Source organism: Micromonospora rubida, assembly GCF_009908295.1.
Lineage (GTDB): Bacteria > Actinomycetota > Actinomycetes > Mycobacteriales > Micromonosporaceae > Micromonospora > Micromonospora rubida.
This window is the reverse complement of sequence record NZ_JAAALO010000003.1, coordinates 42954-59432: the sequence shown is the minus strand read 5'-3', so window position 1 is coordinate 59432 and position 16479 is coordinate 42954. Positions and strand designations below refer to the sequence as shown.

At 71.4% G+C, this 16479-nt stretch carries 13 protein-coding genes; 2 read left to right on the top strand and 11 right to left on the bottom strand.

Annotated elements, in window-relative coordinates:
* Positions 1-35: 35 nt before the first annotated feature.
* From GVV04_RS09955 to GVV04_RS09905, 11 genes are all read right to left on the bottom strand, one after another.
* The gene (locus GVV04_RS09955) at positions 36-743 is read right to left on the bottom strand and encodes a cytidine deaminase (RefSeq protein ID WP_161686919.1); all 708 of its coding nucleotides are present in this window, start codon (positions 741-743) and stop codon (positions 36-38) included.
* 176 nt (positions 744-919) lie between these two features.
* Positions 920-2200, bottom strand: coding sequence for an ABC transporter permease (locus GVV04_RS09950; RefSeq protein WP_161686917.1), 1281 nt, complete (start codon positions 2198-2200; stop codon positions 920-922).
* A 3-nt stretch (positions 2201-2203) separates the two neighbouring features.
* The gene (locus GVV04_RS09945) at positions 2204-3511 is read right to left on the bottom strand and encodes an ABC transporter permease (protein WP_161686914.1); all 1308 of its coding nucleotides are present in this window, start codon (positions 3509-3511) and stop codon (positions 2204-2206) included.
* A 68-nt stretch (positions 3512-3579) separates the two neighbouring features.
* Complete coding sequence (locus tag GVV04_RS09940; RefSeq protein ID WP_328822376.1) at positions 3580-5106, bottom strand: ABC transporter ATP-binding protein; 1527 nt, start codon at positions 5104-5106, stop codon at positions 3580-3582.
* A 246-nt stretch (positions 5107-5352) separates the two neighbouring features.
* Complete coding sequence (locus tag GVV04_RS09935) at positions 5353-6423, bottom strand: BMP family lipoprotein (protein WP_161688297.1); 1071 nt, start codon at positions 6421-6423, stop codon at positions 5353-5355.
* 275 nt (positions 6424-6698) lie between these two features.
* A complete protein-coding gene (locus tag GVV04_RS09930; RefSeq protein WP_161686912.1) occupies positions 6699-7040 on the bottom strand; it encodes a hypothetical protein in 342 nt (113 codons plus the stop codon).
* An 18-nt stretch (positions 7041-7058) separates the two neighbouring features.
* Positions 7059-7244, bottom strand: a complete 186-nt coding sequence (locus tag GVV04_RS09925; RefSeq protein ID WP_161686910.1) for a hypothetical protein — start codon at positions 7242-7244, stop codon at positions 7059-7061.
* A gap of 222 nt (positions 7245-7466) precedes the next feature.
* Positions 7467-9326 (bottom strand): glycoside hydrolase family 13 protein, encoded by a 1860-nt coding sequence (locus GVV04_RS09920; RefSeq protein WP_161686908.1) that lies wholly within the window; start codon positions 9324-9326, stop codon positions 7467-7469.
* Positions 9327-9538: 212 nt separating this feature from the next.
* Positions 9539-10348, bottom strand: a complete 810-nt coding sequence (locus tag GVV04_RS09915) for a sugar ABC transporter permease (protein ID WP_201753333.1) — start codon at positions 10346-10348, stop codon at positions 9539-9541.
* A gap of 113 nt (positions 10349-10461) precedes the next feature.
* Positions 10462-12102: an ABC transporter permease subunit gene (locus GVV04_RS09910; protein ID WP_161686904.1), complete on the bottom strand. Its 1641-nt coding sequence runs from the start codon at positions 12100-12102 to the stop codon at positions 10462-10464.
* Positions 12102-13361 carry a sugar ABC transporter substrate-binding protein gene (locus GVV04_RS09905; RefSeq protein WP_161686902.1) on the bottom strand — a complete coding sequence of 420 codons (1260 nt, stop codon included), beginning with the start codon at positions 13359-13361 and terminating at the stop codon, positions 12102-12104. The genes GVV04_RS09910 and GVV04_RS09905 overlap by 1 nt, the downstream gene beginning before the upstream one ends.
* 199 nt (positions 13362-13560) lie before the next feature.
* On the opposite strand from GVV04_RS09905, the gene GVV04_RS09900 reads away from it, so the two are divergent.
* Positions 13561-14649, top strand: coding sequence for a LacI family DNA-binding transcriptional regulator (locus GVV04_RS09900; protein WP_161686900.1), 1089 nt, complete (start codon positions 13561-13563; stop codon positions 14647-14649).
* A gap of 163 nt (positions 14650-14812) precedes the next feature.
* Positions 14813-16450 carry a glycoside hydrolase family 13 protein gene (locus tag GVV04_RS09895; RefSeq protein ID WP_161686898.1) on the top strand — a complete coding sequence of 546 codons (1638 nt, stop codon included), beginning with the start codon at positions 14813-14815 and terminating at the stop codon, positions 16448-16450.
* Positions 16451-16479: the final 29 nt, after the last annotated feature.

The window sequence follows — 16479 nt, the reverse complement described above, 5'->3', positions numbered from 1 at the left end:
CGCAACTTCCGGCCCGCGGCCAGCCACCACCCGGCTCAGCCCGCCCAGCGGACCGGCACCTCCATCGGCGGTTCGCCCTCGCCGGCCCAGAAGATGGTGCCGGTCGCGTCGACCACCACCACGCGCGGGGTGCGGGCATGACCCCAGGCGATCGCCTCGGCCGGATCGCCCCAGCTCGGGCCCTCCTCCAGCACGCCGGTCTCGGCGCCCTCCGTGTCCCCGGCCGACCGCTCCCAGTACGCCGTCCACACCTGCTGCCCGGCGGACAGGTCCGGGTGCACGAAGACGGTGCCCCGCCCCCGCCAGGCGGCCAGCCGGTCCGGCACCACCGGCACCGGCCGCTCGCCGGTCACCGCCTCGATGTCGGCCACGTCGAAGGCGTGCGGCAGCAGCTCGGCCATGCTCAGCGGGCCGTCCTTGGCCTCGACCAGGCACTGCGGGCCGCCCTGCTCCCAGAGCAGCTGCCGGCACCGGCCGCACGGCATCAGCGGCTCGCCGGTGGCGTCGACGCAGGAGAGCGCGACCAGCCGGCCGCCGCCGGTGGCGTGCAGCGAGGAGACCACCCCGCACTCGGCGCAGAGCACCACGCCGTACGCGGCGTTCTCGACGTTGCAGCCGACCACGATCCGGCCGTCGTCGACCAGGGCGGCGGCCCCGACCGGGAACTTCGAGTACGGCACGTACGCGTGTCGCATCACCTCGGTGGCGGCGGCCCGCAGCCGCTCCCAGTCGATGTCGGTCATCCCGCCATTCTGCCCAATTCACGCCGGCCAGGCGCGGGCAGGGCAGGGCCGTGCCTCGACACCGGGGTCGACGTATACGAGGCCCCGTCGGCGGCGGGCGCCCAGCTGCGTCACGTGCCGCAGGCACGACCGCGCCCGGCGGGGTTTTCCCACCGGGCGCGGTTTCGACGAGGGCCTCAGCCCTTGATGTACGGCTTGCCGTCGGCGGCCGGCGCGCGGACCTTGCCGACGAGCCCGGCCACGGCCAGCATGGTCGCCAGGTACGGCAGCATGGCCAGGAACTGGCTCGGGATGCTGCTGCCGATCGCCCCGAGGTACGTGCCGAGCTGGTCGGCGAAGCCGAAGAACAGCGCCGCGAGCAGCGCCCCCGTCGGGCTCCAACGGCCGAAGATCAGCGCGGCCAGGGCGATGAAGCCCTTGCCGCCGATCATGTTCTTGGTGAACGAGTAGAGCGCCAGCGTGTACGACGCGCCGCCGATCCCGGCCACCACTCCGGCCAGCAGGACGTTGCGGTAGCGCAGCCCCAGCACCTTCACGCCGAGGGTGTCGGCGGCGGTGGGGTGCTCGCCGACCGCCCGGGTGCGCAGGCCCCAGCGGGTGCGGAACAGCGCGATGTGGATCACCAGCACCAGCAGCAGGCCGAGGTAGAGGAAGATGTTGCTGCGGAACAGCGCCGGCCCGAGCACCGGGATGTCCCTGAGCAGGGGAATCTCCCAGTTGCTGAACCTGGGCGCGGAGTTGTACTTCTCCGCGTTGGTCTGCATCAGCCGCTCGTAGAGGAAGCCGGTGATGCCGACCGCCAGCAGGTTCAGCACGATGCCCATGACCACCTGGTCGACCAGGTAACGGATGGCGAACACGGCCAGCAGCAGCGAGATGAACGCGCCGCCGATCGCGGCGGCGACCAGGCCCACCCAGACGCTCCCGGAGAGGCTGCCGAACAGCGCGCCGCTGAACGCGCCCATCAGCAACTGTCCCTCGATGGCCACGTTGACCACGCCGGAGCGCTCGCAGAGCACCCCGGCCAGCGCGCCGAAGATCAGCGGCAGAGCCAGGATGAAGGTGCCGCGCACGATGTTGACCAGGGGCATGAAGTTCCGCCCCTCCGGGGCGGCGGAGACCTGCCAGCACAGGAACGACAGCACGAAGGCGACCAGCCCGACGCCGAGCAGCACGGTGAACCAGCGCTTCGGCACCCCGGCCATCAGCGCCGCGCCGGCCGCCGCGGCGATGACGCCGAACAGGATCGCGCCGACGGTGCCGTGGATCTCCAGCGCAGCGCCGCCCTCGGTCTCGCTGAGGGTGAAGCGGGCCTGCTGGTCGGTGGCGAGCGCCCCGAAGAGCACCGCCGCGAGCACGCCGAGCGCCAGCAGCACCGCGCCGATCTTGCGGGTACGGGTCCAGAAGCCCTCGTCGACCTGGGCCACGGCGACGTCCGGAACAGCCATGGTTGACATGTGTTACCAGCCCTTCGCCAGGCTCGTCTGCAACCGGGCGGCACGGGCGGCCCGGAGCTGGAAGATCGCCTTCACCAGGGCCGGCGCGGCGATGAAGATGACGATCAGCGCCTGAAGCACGGTGACCAGCTCCAGCGAGATCCCCGAGTACGACTGCATCCGGTTGCCGCCGGCCTGGAGCGCGCCGAACAGCAGCGCGGCCAGCAGCACGCCCCACGGCTTGACCCGTCCCAGCAGGGCCACCAGGATGCCGTCGAACCCGATCTGGGCGACCACCAGCGGAGTGAGCGCGTTCGCCGTCGAGCCGAGCACCATCTGGCTGCCGCCGAGCCCGGCGAGCAGGCCGGCGATCGCCATCATCAGCACGTACGTCTTCGCGACGCTGATGCCGGCGGTGCGGGCGGCGTCCGGGTTCGCGCCGACCGCGCGCAGCTCGAAGCCGAAGGTGGAGCGGTTGAGCAGCCAGGCGACGAACCAGGTGGCCAGCACGGCCAGCAGGATGCCGGCGTGCACCCGCAGGTCGCCGCCGAGCAGCCGGGGGAACTGGGCGGAGGAGTCGACGGGCTTGCTGATCGCGTCGGCCCGGTCGGGGTTCTGCACGCCGCTCTGAATGATGATCCAGGACAGGAAGTACACCGCGACGTAGTTGAGCATGATCGTGTTGATCACCTCATGGGCGCCGGCGCGAGCCTTCAGGATGCCGGGGATGAAGCCCCAGAGCGCGCCGCCGACCGCGCCGGCGAGCAGCGCGACGATCAGGTGCAGCACCGGCGGCAGCGGCAGCAGGAAGCCGGCCAGCGCGGCGAGGATGACGCCGATGGTGGCCTGGCCCTGCGCGCCGATGTTGAACAGGCCGCCCCTGAAGGCCAGCGCCACCGACAGGCCGGTGAAGACCAGCGGCGCGGTGTAGGTCAGCGTCTCGGAGATCGGGCTGAGCACCGCGGTGAACCCGGACGCCTCGGGGTCGAAGATCGCCCCCTTGAACAGGTTCGCGTACGCCTCGCTGACCACCGTCCAGCTCGCGTTCAGGGCGTCGAGCGGGCGGGCGGTGATGTAGCCGTAGGTGGCCAGCACGTCCGGGTCCGACACGATGATCAGCACGGCGCCCACGAACATTGCCAGCAGCACCGCGAGCACCGTGACGGTGACCGTGTTGGCCGCCCAGAGGTTGTCCAGGAACAGCCGGCCCAGCGAGGGGCGGGCCTCCGGCTCCGGCCGCTTCGGGGCGGTGACCGCGGCGGCCCGGTTCGCACCGCCGGCAGCGACCCGCGCCGCCTCGGTCGCCGGGTCCTTGTCGGGAGAGCCCGACACCGGGTCCCTGTCGGGAGAGCCCGACACCGGGTCCCTGTCGGATGAGCCCGACACCGGGTTGGGGTTGTTCATGCCTCGTCCTCGCTACCGGGGCCCTCGGGGGCCGGGGTCGCCGCGTCGGCGGCCGGGGCGGCGGCTTCGGTGGCCGCGTCGGGGGTGATGCCGGCCATCAGCAGGCCGATCTCCTCGCGGGGGGTGTCCGGGCCGACGATGCCGATGACCCGGCCCCGGTACATCACCGCGATCCGGTCGGCCAGGTTGATCACCTCGTCCAGCTCGCTGGAGACGACCATGACGGCGGTGCCCTCGTCCCGCTCCCGAATGACCCGGGAGTGGATGAACTCGATGGAGCCGACGTCGACGCCGCGGGTGGGCTGGGCGGCGATGAAGAGCTTCAGCGGCCGGGACAGCTCCCGGGCCACGATCACCTTCTGCTGGTTGCCGCCGGAGAGGGTCCCGACGGCCGCGTCGGCCGACGGGGTACGGACGTCGAACTGCTCGATCCGCTCCTGCGCCGACTTCGCGATGGCGTCCGGCTTCAACGACAGCCCCTTGCCGAACGGCGGGCGGTCGTAGATGTCCAGCACCAGGTTCTCGGCGACGGAGAACTCCTTGACCAGGCCGTCGACGCTGCGGTCCTCGGGGACGTAACCGACCCCGGCGCGCAGCACCTTCTTGGTCGACCAGCCGTGCACCGGCTGGCCGTCCAGGGTGACCGTGCCGGCGAGGACCGGACGCAGGCCCATGATGGCCTCGATCAGCTCGGTCTGGCCGTTGCCCTGCACGCCCGCCACGCCGAGCACCTCGCCCGCGCGCACCGTCAGGTCGACCCCGTCGACGGCGCGGATCTGCCGGTCGTCGTCGACGACCAGGCCGGCGACCTCCAGGATCGGCCGGCCCGGGGTGGCCGGCGGCTTCTCCACGGTCAGCCGGACGCTGCGGCCCACCATCTTGGCGGCCAGTTCGTCCCGGCTCGCGGTCGGCGAGGCGGTGCCCACGGTCTTCCCGCGCCGGATCACGGTGATCCGGTCGGCGATGGCCTTGACCTCGCCGAGCTTGTGGGTGATGAAGACGATCGACTTGCCGGCGGCCTTGAGCGACCGCATGACCGTGAGCAGTTCCTCGGTCTCCTGCGGGGTGAGCACGGCGGTCGGCTCGTCGAGGATCAGCAGGTCGACGTCGCGGGTGAGGGCCTTTACGATCTCCACCCGCTGTTGGATGCCGACCGGCAGGTCCTCGATCACCGCGTCCGGGTCGACCCGCAGGTTGTACCGCTCGGAGACCTCGGCGACCTCGCGCCGGGCACGCCGCCGGTCCAGGATCCCGGCGATGCCGCCTTTGACCTGCTCGGCGCCGAGCATGACGTTCTCGGCGACGGTGAAGACCGGCACCAGCATGAAGTGCTGGTGCACCATGCCGATCCCGGCCGCGATCGCGTCCGACGGGCCCCTCAGCTTCAGCGGCTTCCCGTCGACCAGGATCTCGCCCTCGTCGGGCTGGTAGAGCCCGTAGAGCACGTTCATCAGGGTCGACTTGCCGGCGCCGTTCTCGCCGAGCAGGGCGTGAATCTCTCCAGGCTCAACCGTCAGGTCGATGTGGTCGTTGGCGACCAGATCACCGAACCGTTTGGTGATGCCGCGCAGTTCGAGTTTCAGCGCAACCTCCTGGAGTGCGAGCGATGGTGCGGCGGGTCCGCCGCGGGGCCGGGCGTCGGGTGGCGCGGACCGGCCGCCCCGGCTCCGCGGGGGTGCTCCCCGCGTACGTCGAGGCGGCCGGTCGTCAGACGTGGAGCCCGCCGGCCACCGCGGTCGATGATCGCACCGCGGTGGCCGACGGAGCGGTCACTTGGCCGGCTGGGCCTTCGAGGTGACCGTGATGGTGCCGGCGGCGATGTCCGCCTTGAGCTTCTCGACCTCGGCCTTGAGGTCCGCCGGGACCTTGCTGTCGAAGTCGTGGTACGGGGCGAGCGAGACGCCGTTGTTGGCCAGGTTGCCCACGAAGCCCGGGGTGGCCTGGAGCTTCTCGCCACCGGCGGCCTTGAGCACGGCCTCCTTGACGGAGTCGGCGATGTTCTTGACCACGGTGGTCAGCAGCGCCGAGCAGTTCGGGGTGCTCTCGCAGCCGTCGGCGTCGACCCAGATGACCGAGTACTTGCCGCCGGAGGCCTGGGCCGCCGCGGTGGTGCCGAGGCCCGCGCCGCCGGCGACCGGCATGATGATGTCCGCGCCCTGGGCGACCAGGGTGTCGGAGACCTTCTTGCCCTCGTCCTGCTTGCTGAAGTCGTTGGTGAAGGAACCCTTCTGGGTCGCCTTGTCCCAGCCCAGCACCTGGACGTTCTTGCTCTTGGCCTTGTTGTAGTGCGCCACGCCGTCGGCGAAGCCGTCCATGAAGATGGTCACCGGCGGGATCGGCAGGCCGCCGTAGGTGCCGACCTTGCCGCTCTTGCTCATCCCGGCGGCCAGGTAGCCGGCCTGGAACGCGGCCTGCGCGGTGTCGAACTGCATCGGGTAGATGTTGGCCACACCCGGGTTCGAGTCGACGATGCCGAACTGCTGGTTCGGGTTCGCCTGGGCGATCTTCTTGGTGGCGTCGGTCATGAGACCGCCGACGGCCAGGATGAAATCGCACTTCTGGTTGACGTACCCGGTCAGGTTGACCTCGTAGTCCGCCTCGGCCTTCGACGCGACGTACTTCTTGTCGATGTTGCTGTTGACCTTGTTGGCCTCCTCCAGGCCCTTCCAGGCGGAGGTGTTGAACGACTTGTCGTCGATGCCGCCGACGTCGGTCACCATGCAGGCGCTGTATTTCTTGGCGCCGGTGCTCCCGGCGTCCTTGTCGTCCTCGGGGGCCTCACCACACGCGGCGGCGCCCAGCACGAGCCCACCCGCCACGAAGGCGGAGGCGATCCGCATCCCACGCACAGAGCGCAAGACGTCTCCTTCCCATTGCACACCGCTCTGCGCGGTGGCAGCCCTTGAGCCGGCCTGCGCTACGCCGCCGGCGTCCCACGTTACGGACGGGAGCGTACGCCGCGCCCACCCACCGACCGACAATCGTGCACGACTGTTGAGCGCCTGTTACCCCTACGTGACCCTTTGGGGTGCGGCAGATCACTAGTCGCGCTGACAGTGGACCGGTTCGGTGTCGCGAACGTCCGTTTCCCACAGCCGGCCCCCTGGTCAGGTCGCTACCGCCAGAAGACTGCCACCGCCGCGTTGACCAGGGTCAGGCCTGCGATGGCGAGGAAATGGCCACGGTTGATCGACTCCCGCTTCCGGGAGAAGAAGACCATGACAAAGATCAGCAGCGCGAGCACCAACTTGGTAACAAGTTTCGCGGGGGCCGGTTCGTCGCCGTCGCGCAACGGGGCGGACAGGCCGATTCCGGTCAACAGGCCGATGACCGACCCCCACAGCATGGCCGCGTTGATCCGCAGTCGACCGCTGACGTACTGGGCGATCGTGCCGCCGAGCAGCAGGGCGAACCCGATCAGATGGACGTAGAGAAGAATCAGTCTCAGAGCTTCCACGCGCACTATCCTCCCCCATCAACGACGGATCGTAGTAGCGGGGCGAATCAACGCGTGTCCGTGACCGCCCCCGCCGTCGGGCGCTGCGCCGACGGCCGGGCGACGGGCGACCAGCACCAGCACGAGCCCGACCAGCGCGTACCCGGCCAGGACGGCGACGGGCCGGACGGCGCCCGCGCCGTCGAGGGCTGGTTCCTCCAGCACCTACTCCCCGACCGCCCGGACCGCGCCACCTACCTCGCAGGCGCCCGCTCCCTCCCACCCCACCCCACCCCCACCACGATCTTGCACTTTGGGCCCTGGATCTGGGTTGAATACCCGTTTTGTCGGGGCCGTGAGTGCAAGATCGCCGCAGCTGGGGCGGGGCGGGCGGGCGGGGCGGGCGGGGTAAGGCAGGGCGGGGTGGGTAGGGGTGGTAGGGGTGGGTCAGGTTAGGCGCCAGGTTTGGAAGGTGGGGCCGTCGGACGGGAGGGTGGTCGTGCCGTCCGGGTCGGGGCGTAGGGCGGGGGCGCCGCCGTGGAGGTTCTCCGCCGGCCGCAGGCCGGTCAGGCGGATCGGGTCACCGGCGGCGCGGCGGGCCAGCACCAGCACCGCCCCGGTCGGGGCCTCGCGCAGGAAGACCAGCGTGTCCGCGTCGGCGTGCAGCCAGCGCAGGCCGCCGTGGCGCAGCGCGGGCTCCGCGCGGCGCAGCGCGATCAGGGCGCGGTACGCGGCGAACGTCGAGGCGTCCCAGCTCTCGGGCCGGTGCCACGGCATCGGGGTACGCGAGCCCTCGCCGTTGGCTCCGGTCAGCCCCAGCTCGTCCCCGGCGAAGATCACCGGGGTGCCGGGCATGGTGGCGAGCAGGCCGGCGGCCACCTCCTGCCGGGCCGCGTCCCCGACCACGGTGCGGATCCGGGCCGAGTCGTGCGAGCCGAGCAGCTGCCACGAGTGGGTGTAGGACCGCCAGGAGATCAGCGAACGATAGGTGTTCATCGTCGCGAGCACCGCGTCCGCGTCCCGCCGCCGGACCCCGCCCGGGGTGCCGAGGAAGTTCGGCACCGGGTCGTCGCCGTGCCGCAGCCAGGACCAGACCGGGTCGGTGAAGCCGACGTAGTTCATCGTGCCGTGCCAGCCGCCCCGGTCCAGGTCGCCGGTGTGGTCGTGGCCGTGCTCGGCCATCAGCAGCCCGTCGGCCCGGGTGTCGGCCACCACCTCGCGCAGCAGCGCCGCCACCTCGTGGGTGTACGCGTCGGCACCCCGCCGGCCGGTCATGTTCGCCACGTCCACCCGCCAGCCGTCCAGCCCGTACGGCGGCCGCAGCCAGCGGCGCAGCAGCGAGTCGTCGGCGGTGGCGAAGCGCCTGCGCAGCTCGGCGCTGCCCCAGTTCAGCTTCGGCAGCGACCTGACCCCGTTCCAGGACTCGTACGACGGCTCCCGGCCGCAGCCGGTCGCCTCGTCGAAGTAGTACAGCTCCCGCTCGGGCGCGGACACGTCGGAGGCGGCCCGGGTGAACCACTCGTGCGCGTCGCCGGTGTGGTTGCTGGTGATGTCGCCGAGCAGCCGCCAGCCCCGGGCGCGTACGGCGTCGGCGAGGCGGGCCAGCGCGGCGTCACCGCCGAGCAGCGGGTCGACGGTGTCGAAGCTGGCCGCGTCGTAGCGGTGGTTGGAGCGGGCCGGGAAGATCGGGGTCAGGTAGACGGTGTTCACCCCGAGGCGGTCCAGGTGGTCCAGCCGCTCGGTGACGCCGTCCAGGTCGCCGCCGTAGAACTGGCGGGGGGTCTCCGGGCCACGGCCGATCACGGGGGTGTCCCAGTCGCACGGGATGGCCCAGTCCGGCAGGTCCCGTCCGTCGGCGGCGGCGGAGCGGGCGAACCGGTCCGGGAAGACCTGGTAGATCACCGCGTCCCGGGCCCAGGCGGGCGGCGGGGCGTGGGTGACCAGCTTGAAGTCGCCGTTGTCGGGCACGTCGTGGGACACCACGCCGGCCGCGTTCAGCCAGCGGTAGCCGCGGCTGCCGGTGAGCATGAACCGGTAGTTGCTGACCGGGTTGCGGGCCTCGACGGGGACCCGCCACCAGACGTCGCCGCCGTCGGTGCGGTCGACGGCCGCCTCGGCGAACCGGGGCTCGCCGTCACCGGTGGTCCGCACGTGCACCTGCCGGACGTTGGCGCCGGCCGGCACCCGCACGAAGACGTCGACGGTGTCGCCGAGCGCGGGTTCCTGTTCGGGGACGTACAGGGCGGATCCGTCGTGGTGCGGCAACAGGGGCGGGGCGGATCCGTCGTGGTGCGGCAACAGGGACATGGCAATGCCTTTCGCGTCGGTCGGACGGGGAGAGGAATGGGTCTCCCGCCGCGGCCGGTTCCCCGACCGCGGCGGTCGATCCGTGACTGCTCCGGTGTACGTCGGACGCCGACGCCCTTGCCGCAGCGAACGGGAGATCGGGTGGGATCAGGCGGCTGGCGGAGCCGGCACGCTGACCCCGTCCTCCGCCGGAGGGCGGCCACCCATCCGATTCATCCCTTGACGGCTCCGGCGGTGAGGCCGGAGACGATGTAGCGCTGGACCATCTGGAAGACCAGCACCGTGGGGATCGCGGTGAGCAGGGTGCCCGCCGCGAAGATCCCGAAGTTGTTGTTGCGTTCGCCGGCCACCAGGCCGAACATGCCGACCGCGAGGGTCTTCGACTCGCTGTTGGTCAGGAAGACGTTCGCCATCAGGAACTCGTTGATGGTGCCGATGAAGGCGAGCAGGCCGGTCACCGCCAGGATCGGCGCCACCAGCGGCAGCATGATCCGGAAGAAGACCTGGGCGTGCGTGGCACCGTCCACCGTGGCCGACTCGTCCAGCTCCCGGGGGAGCGTGTCGAAGAAGCCCTTCATCAGCCAGGTGTTCACGCCCAGCGCGCCGCCCAGGTAGAGCAGCAGCAGGCCCCACGGGGTGTTGAAGCCGATCGCCGGCCACAGGTCGGTGATCGTCGTGAAGAGCAGGAAGATCGCCACGATCGCCAGGAACTGCGGGAACATCTGGATCAGCAGGAGCGACAGCAGCCCGACCCGCCGACCGGAGAACCGCATCCGGGAGAAGGCGTACGCCGCCAGCGCCGACAGGAAGACCGACGCGAACGAGGCCACCCCGGCGATGAGCAGCGAGTTGAAGAACCACCACCCGAACGCCGTACGGTCGAACAGGTTGGTGAAGTTCTCCAGGGACGCCCCGGTCGGCAGCAACTCCGTCGAGGAGAGCGTGCCGAGCGGGTTGAGCGCGGCCGACAGCACGAACAGGATCGGGAAGAGGCTGAACGCGACCGCCGACACGGCGACCAGGTGACGCCAGCCGACCTGGGCGAACCACCGGTTGCGACGCCGGCCCGCGTTGCGGTTGACGGCCGGGGCGGTGCTGGTCGCGCCGCCCCCGACCGGAGTGCCGCTGAGCGAGGTCACGAGTACACCTCCTCCTGCTTACGGGTGCGCCGGAAGCTCACCGCCGACACCACCGCGACGATGGTGAAGATGAAGATCGACACCGCGGCCGCCAGGCCGAACTGGGCGCCCTGCGCCCCGAAGGCCAGCCGGTACGTGTACGTGATCAGCAGGTCCGTCGCTCCCGCGCTCGGGTTGTCCGCCGGGAACGGGCCGCCCTCGGTGGTCAGGTAGATCGCGTTGAAGTTGTTGAAGTTGTACGCGAACGACGCGATCAGCAGCGGGGAGAGCGCCACCAGCAGCAGCGGCAGGGTGACCGCCCGGAACGACTGCCAGGGCGACGCGCCGTCGACCGAGGACGCCTCGGTCAGCTCCTTCGGGATGGCCTGGAGCGCGCCCGTGGCGACCAGGAACATGTACGGGTAGCCGAGCCAGAGCTGCACCAGGATCACCGCGATCCGGGCCGACCACTCCTGGCCGAACCAGTCCACCCCGAGCCCGAACAGGTTGTTGATCAGCCCGAAGTCGGTGTTGAACATGTCCCGCCAGACCAGCAGCATCGCGAAGGACGGCATGGCGTACGGCAGGATCAGCAGGACCCGGTAGATGTTGGTGCCCCGCATCCGGGGCGAGTGCAGCGCCAGGGCGATGAACATGCCCAGGATGAACGTGCCGCCGGTGGAGCCGACGGCGAAGGCGAGGTTCCACAGCAGTGTGCCGAAGAACGGCCCGGAGATGGCTGGGTCGGTGAGCACCCGGGAGAAGTTCTTCAGCCCGACGGTGACCTTCCAGCCCTGGGCCAGCCGCTCGCCGTCGGGGGCGACGAAGGCGCCGGCCTCCTCGTCCGCCGTCCAGGTCTTGCCGGTATCGATGTCCTTGACGCAGTCGCAACCGGCGTCGTACCCCCGGATCGCCTTGCCCTCGTAGGCGCGGGACAGGCCGGCGGAGCGCAGCGCGCCGCCGGAGGTCGGCACGACCAGGTCGGTGATCTCCTGGCTGCGGGCGCTGGCCTGGCCGAAGTTGAGCACGGTGTAGCCGTCGGCGGCGGTGACCTTGCCGCCGGCGGCCACGGTGACGTCGGCCGGGGCGAGCTGGCGCAGCCCGCCTGCGTCGCCGGCCGAGACGACGCCGGTGCCCGGGTCGCTGACCAGGAAGACGAGCGGGCCGGTCGCCGGGTCGCCCTGGGTGGCCACGGAGAGGGCGTACTCGGTGGAGCCGGGCACCTGCTTGACCGAGGCGGTCTGGATGGCGACGACGGCGTCTTCCTTGGTGCCGCGGTGGCCGTCGCCGAAGTTCGTGAAGGCGGTGCTCGCCGTGTAGAGCACCGGGACCACCTGGAACGCGATCAGGAAGAGCGTGCCGGGGACCAGGTACTTCGCCGGGATGTGCCGGCTGGTCAGGTAGAGGTAGAAGAGCCCGGCGGTGGTGGCGGCCAGCGGGGCCAGCCCGACCCACTTCTCCGCCTCGACGAGCGGGAAGGCCGCCCAGATCGCGATCCCGGCGGTCAGGCCGAGCAGGACCACCTTGACGAGCAGACCGGTCATGGTGGTCGGCGCGCGGTGTCGCGCGGTGCGGGACTTGCCCGGCAGCCCGGGGCCGGCGGGCTCCCGGCCCGGGGACTGCGTGGCAGCCCCCGGGCCGGACAGCGACGTGCTCATTACTTGATCTGGCCGGAGATGGTCTTGCCGGCCGCGGTGATCGTCTTGGCCGGGTCGGCGCCGCCGATGATGGCGGCCTCGGCCTTGCCGAACGGGTCCCAGATGGTGGCCATGGCCGGGATCGCCGGGAGCACCTGGCCGTTCTTGCCGGCCTCCTGGAACTTGGCCAGGTCCGGGTCGGTGCCCTTGACCTGGTCGAGGGCGGCGGTCAGCGCCGGCGGGCGGGCCTCGGCGTTGTAGAGCGCCACGGCCAGCTCGGGGGTGGTGACGTGGTTGGCCACGAACTCCTGGGCGAGGGCCTTGTTCTTGCCCTTCGCGGCCACGTAGAACGCCTGGACGCCGACGAACGGCTGGGCCTCCTTGCCACCGGCGAAGCCGGGGACCGGGGTGATGTCGTAGGAGATGTTGGCCTTCTTGGCGTCCGCGACGGCCCACGGGCCGGAGACCAGGTAGGCGCACTTCTTGCTGGTGAAGTTGGCGATCGAGTTCTCGGCGGTGATCGAGCGCTTCAGCGCGCCGTCGCCCTTCTCACCGAGCTTGGCGATCTTCTTGAACGCCTCGATCGACTCCGGCTTGCCCACGCCCAGGTCCTTCGGGTCGTAGTCGCCGTTGGCGGCCGTGCCGAAGAGGTATCCGCCACCGGAGGTGTAGAGCGGGTAGACGTGGTAGGCGTCGCCGTTCTGGCCGGACTGGAGGCAGAGGATCTCGCTGGCCTTCTTTTCGGCCTTGAGCTTTTTGCCTGCGGCGACCAGGTCCTCGATGGTCTTCGGCGCCTCGGGGGCCAGCTCGGTGTTGCGGATCAGCGCCAGGTTCTCCATGGCGTAGGGCACGCCGTAGAGCTGGCCGTTGAACGTGACTGCCTTGACGGCGGTCTCGTTGAAGCCACTCTTCTGCTCGGCGGCGAGCTGCACGGGGTCGATGGCGCCGTTCTGGACGAGGTTGCCGATCCAGTCGTGCGCGCCGACCACGACGTCCGGGCCGCTGCCCTGCTGCGAGGCGGTCACGAAGTTGGTCTGCAGGTCCTTGGAGACGGCCTGCACCTCGACCGTGACGCCGTTCTCCTGGCCGAACTTCTCGGCGAACGGCTTGAGGGCGGCGGTGCGCTTGTCGTCGGCCCAGATCACCAGCTTGCCGCCGACGGGGGCTTTGGCGGACTCCTTCGCGGCCGGCGCGCTGCTGTCGTCGTCGCCACCGCCGCAGCCGGTGGCGGCCAGCGCCAGGCCGAGGACGGCGACCACACCCGCGGTACGGATGCGCATCGGTACTCCTGTCGTCATGGCGGATGCGCCGGGGGGAAGGGCGGCCCGCCGTTGGGAACCTTGTAATTTCTTGCTGCCCGACGCCCGGTTACTGCGCCGCTACTCCCGTTTGTTGCGGGGACGTTAGCAAGACGTTGCAGCAAATGGAAGACCTTGCAAGCGCGTACGCAAGAACTTGCCTGTGGGTTAAAGTGCGCCCATGCGCGCTCGACTGTCCGACATCGCCCAACAGGCCGAAGTCAGCGAGGCCACGGTGTCGCGGGTGCTCAACGACCGCCCCGGCGTGGCCCCCGAGACCCGGCAGGCCGTCCTGACCGCCCTCGACGTCCTCGGCTACGAGCGCCCGGCCCGGCTGCGCAAGCGCAGCGCCGGCCTGGTCGGCCTGGTCGTGCCGGAGCTGGACAACCCGATCTTCCCCGCCTTCGCCCAGGTGATCGAGTCGACCCTGGCGCAGAGCGGGTTCACCCCGGTGCTGTGCACCCAGACCCCCGGCGGGGTCACCGAGGACGAGTACGTCGAGATGCTGCTCGACCGCCAGGTGTCCGGCATCGTCTTCGTCTCCGGGCTGCACGCCGACACCGCGGCCAACCACGACCGCTACCGGGCGCTGATCGCCCGGCCGCTGCCGGTCGTCATGATCAACGGGCACGTGCCGGGCATCGCCGCGCCCTTCGTCTCCTGCGACGACCGGGAGGCCACCGAGCTGGCCGTGGCCCACCTGGTCGCCCTCGGGCACCGTCGGATCGGCTTGATCACCGGCCCGGATCGGTTCGTCCCGGTGCAGCGCCGGGTGGCGGGCTGGCGGGCCGCCATGCAGCGCCTGGCGGGCCTGCCCGACGCCGGGCTGGACGAGCTGGCCGAGCTGACCCTGTTCGGGGTTGAGGGCGGCGAGGCGGCGGCCGGGCGGCTGCTGGAGCGCGGGGTGACCGGCCTGGTCTGCGGCTCCGACCTGATGGCGCTCGGCGCGGTCCGGGCGGCCCGGCAGCGCGGCCTGTCCGTGCCGGGCGACCTGTCGGTGGTCGGGTACGACGACTCGCCCCTGATGGCCTTCACCGACCCGCCGCTGACCACGATGCGGCAGCCGGTGGCCGCGATGGCCGTGGCCGCCGTCCGGGCCCTGGTCGACGAGATCAACGGGCACGCCGCGCCGCACTCGGAGTACCTGTTCCGGCCCGAGCTGGTGGTGCGGGGCTCCACCGCCGTCGTGCGCCAGGTCGCCAGCGGTCCGGCGACGGGCGGCCAGGCCCGGCAGCGACCGACGCCTCCGGCCCTCCCCGTCCCCGCCTGAGCCCTCCCCGGGCCACTCCCGCCACCAGCGGCGTCAATTCTTGCGCAAGCCCTGCTTGACTCTTGCAGTAGCCGGGCGGCATTCTGCTCTGACACCCGGGTGGCACACCGCCGTGCCACGCCGCACCACGCCGTCCCGCGCGGCAGAACGGGGATCGCCACCGATGACCGACAGCAACCCCACGCCGCTGACCTCCGACGACGACTGGTGGCGCTCCGCGGTCGTCTACCAGGTCTACGTCCGCAGCTTCGCCGACTCGAACGGCGACGGCGTCGGCGACCTGCGGGGTGTCCGCGAACGCCTGCCGTACCTGCGTGACCTCGGGGTCGACGCGCTCTGGCTCACCCCCTTCTACACCTCGCCGATGGTCGACGGCGGCTACGACGTGGCCGACTACCGCGACGTCGACCCGATCTTCGGCACCCTCACCGACTTCGACGCGATGATCACCGACGCGCACGCCCTGGGCCTGCGGATCATCGTCGATCTGGTGCCCAACCACACCTCCAGCGCGCACCCGTGGTTCGCCGCCGCGCTCGCCGCCGCCCCCGGTTCCGCCGAGCGGGCCCGCTACCTCTTCGCCGAGGGCAGGGGCACCGACGGCGAGCTGCCGCCGAACGACTGGGAGAGCATCTTCGGCGGCCCCGCCTGGACCCGGGTGCCCGACGGCCAGTGGTACCTGCACCTGTTCGACCCGGCCCAGCCGGACCTCGACTGGCGCCACCCCGAGGTCCGCGCCGAGTTCGAGGACGTCCTGCGGTTCTGGCTCGACCGGGGCGTGGACGGGTTCCGCATCGACGTGGCCCACGGCATGATCAAGGCCGAGGGGCTGCCGGACGTCGGCTTCAACAGCATGACCACCGGCCGGCGCCAGTCGGAGCTGCTCGGCAAGGGCCGGCTGCCCTACTTCGACCAGGACGAGGTGCACGAGATCTACCGGGCCTGGCGGCCGATCCTGGACAGCTACCCCGGCGGCCGGATGGCGGTCGCCGAGGCATGGGCCGAGACGCCCCAGCGGCTGGCCCGCTACATCGGCCCGGACGAGCTGCACCAGGCCTTCAGCTTCGACTTCCTCGACGCCACCTGGTCGGCCGACTCGTTCCGCAAGGTGATCGACACCGCCCTGGCCGAGGCGACGATCGTCGGCGCGCCGACCACCTGGGTGCTGTCCAACCACGACAAGCAGCGGCACGTCACCCGGTACGGCGACGGCGAGGTCGGGCTGCGCCGGGCCCGGGCCGCCAGCCTGCTGATGCTCGCCCTGCCCGGCTGCGCGTACCTCTACCAGGGCGAGGAGCTGGGCCTGCCGGAGGTGCTCGACCTGCCGGACGAGCTGCGCCAGGACCCGTCGTTCCTGCGCACCGGCGAGAGCCGGGACGGCTGCCGGGTGCCGATTCCGTGGAGCGGCGAGCTGGCCCCGTACGGCTTCGGCCCCGAGGGCAGCGAGCCGAGCTGGCTGCCGGCCCCGGCCACCTGGGCCGCCCTCTCCGTCGCCGCCCAGGCCGGGGTGCCCGGCTCGACGCTGGAGCTCTACCGCGCCGCGCTGGGGATCCGGCACTCCCACCCCGCACTCGGCCCGGACGCCGGCGAGGTGACCTGGCTGGAGACCACCGGCCCGGGGGTGCTGGCCTTCCGTCGGGCCGCCCGCGAGGCCGAGCTGACCTGCGTGGTCAACCTCAGCGACGCCGAGGTCCTGGTCGACGGCTACGGCCGGCCGGTCGCCGCCAGCGCGGAGCTCACCGAACAGGGCGTCGGGCACGTCCTGCCGGTGGACGCCGCCGCGTGGTTCGACCGGCGCTGACCTGGGTAGACTCTCACCGAGCCCCTGGT

What these genes read in the sequence shown, in the direction of transcription:
- GVV04_RS09920 (WP_161686908.1), bottom strand. Translation starts at nt 9,326, where the DNA reads ATGTCCCTGTTGCCGCACCACGACGGATCCGCCCCGCCCCTGTTGCCG.
- GVV04_RS09955 (WP_161686919.1), bottom strand. Translation starts at nt 743, where the DNA reads ATGACCGACATCGACTGGGAGCGGCTGCGGGCCGCCGCCACCGAGGTG.
- GVV04_RS09900 (WP_161686900.1), top strand. Translation starts at nt 13,561, where the DNA reads ATGCGCGCTCGACTGTCCGACATCGCCCAACAGGCCGAAGTCAGCGAG.
- GVV04_RS09950 (WP_161686917.1), bottom strand. Translation starts at nt 2,200, where the DNA reads ATGTCAACCATGGCTGTTCCGGACGTCGCCGTGGCCCAGGTCGACGAG.
- GVV04_RS09905 (WP_161686902.1), bottom strand. Translation starts at nt 13,361, where the DNA reads ATGCGCATCCGTACCGCGGGTGTGGTCGCCGTCCTCGGCCTGGCGCTG.
- GVV04_RS09895 (WP_161686898.1), top strand. Translation starts at nt 14,813, where the DNA reads ATGACCGACAGCAACCCCACGCCGCTGACCTCCGACGACGACTGGTGG.
- GVV04_RS09935 (WP_161688297.1), bottom strand. Translation starts at nt 6,423, where the DNA reads ATGCGGATCGCCTCCGCCTTCGTGGCGGGTGGGCTCGTGCTGGGCGCC.
- GVV04_RS09910 (WP_161686904.1), bottom strand. Translation starts at nt 12,102, where the DNA reads ATGAGCACGTCGCTGTCCGGCCCGGGGGCTGCCACGCAGTCCCCGGGC.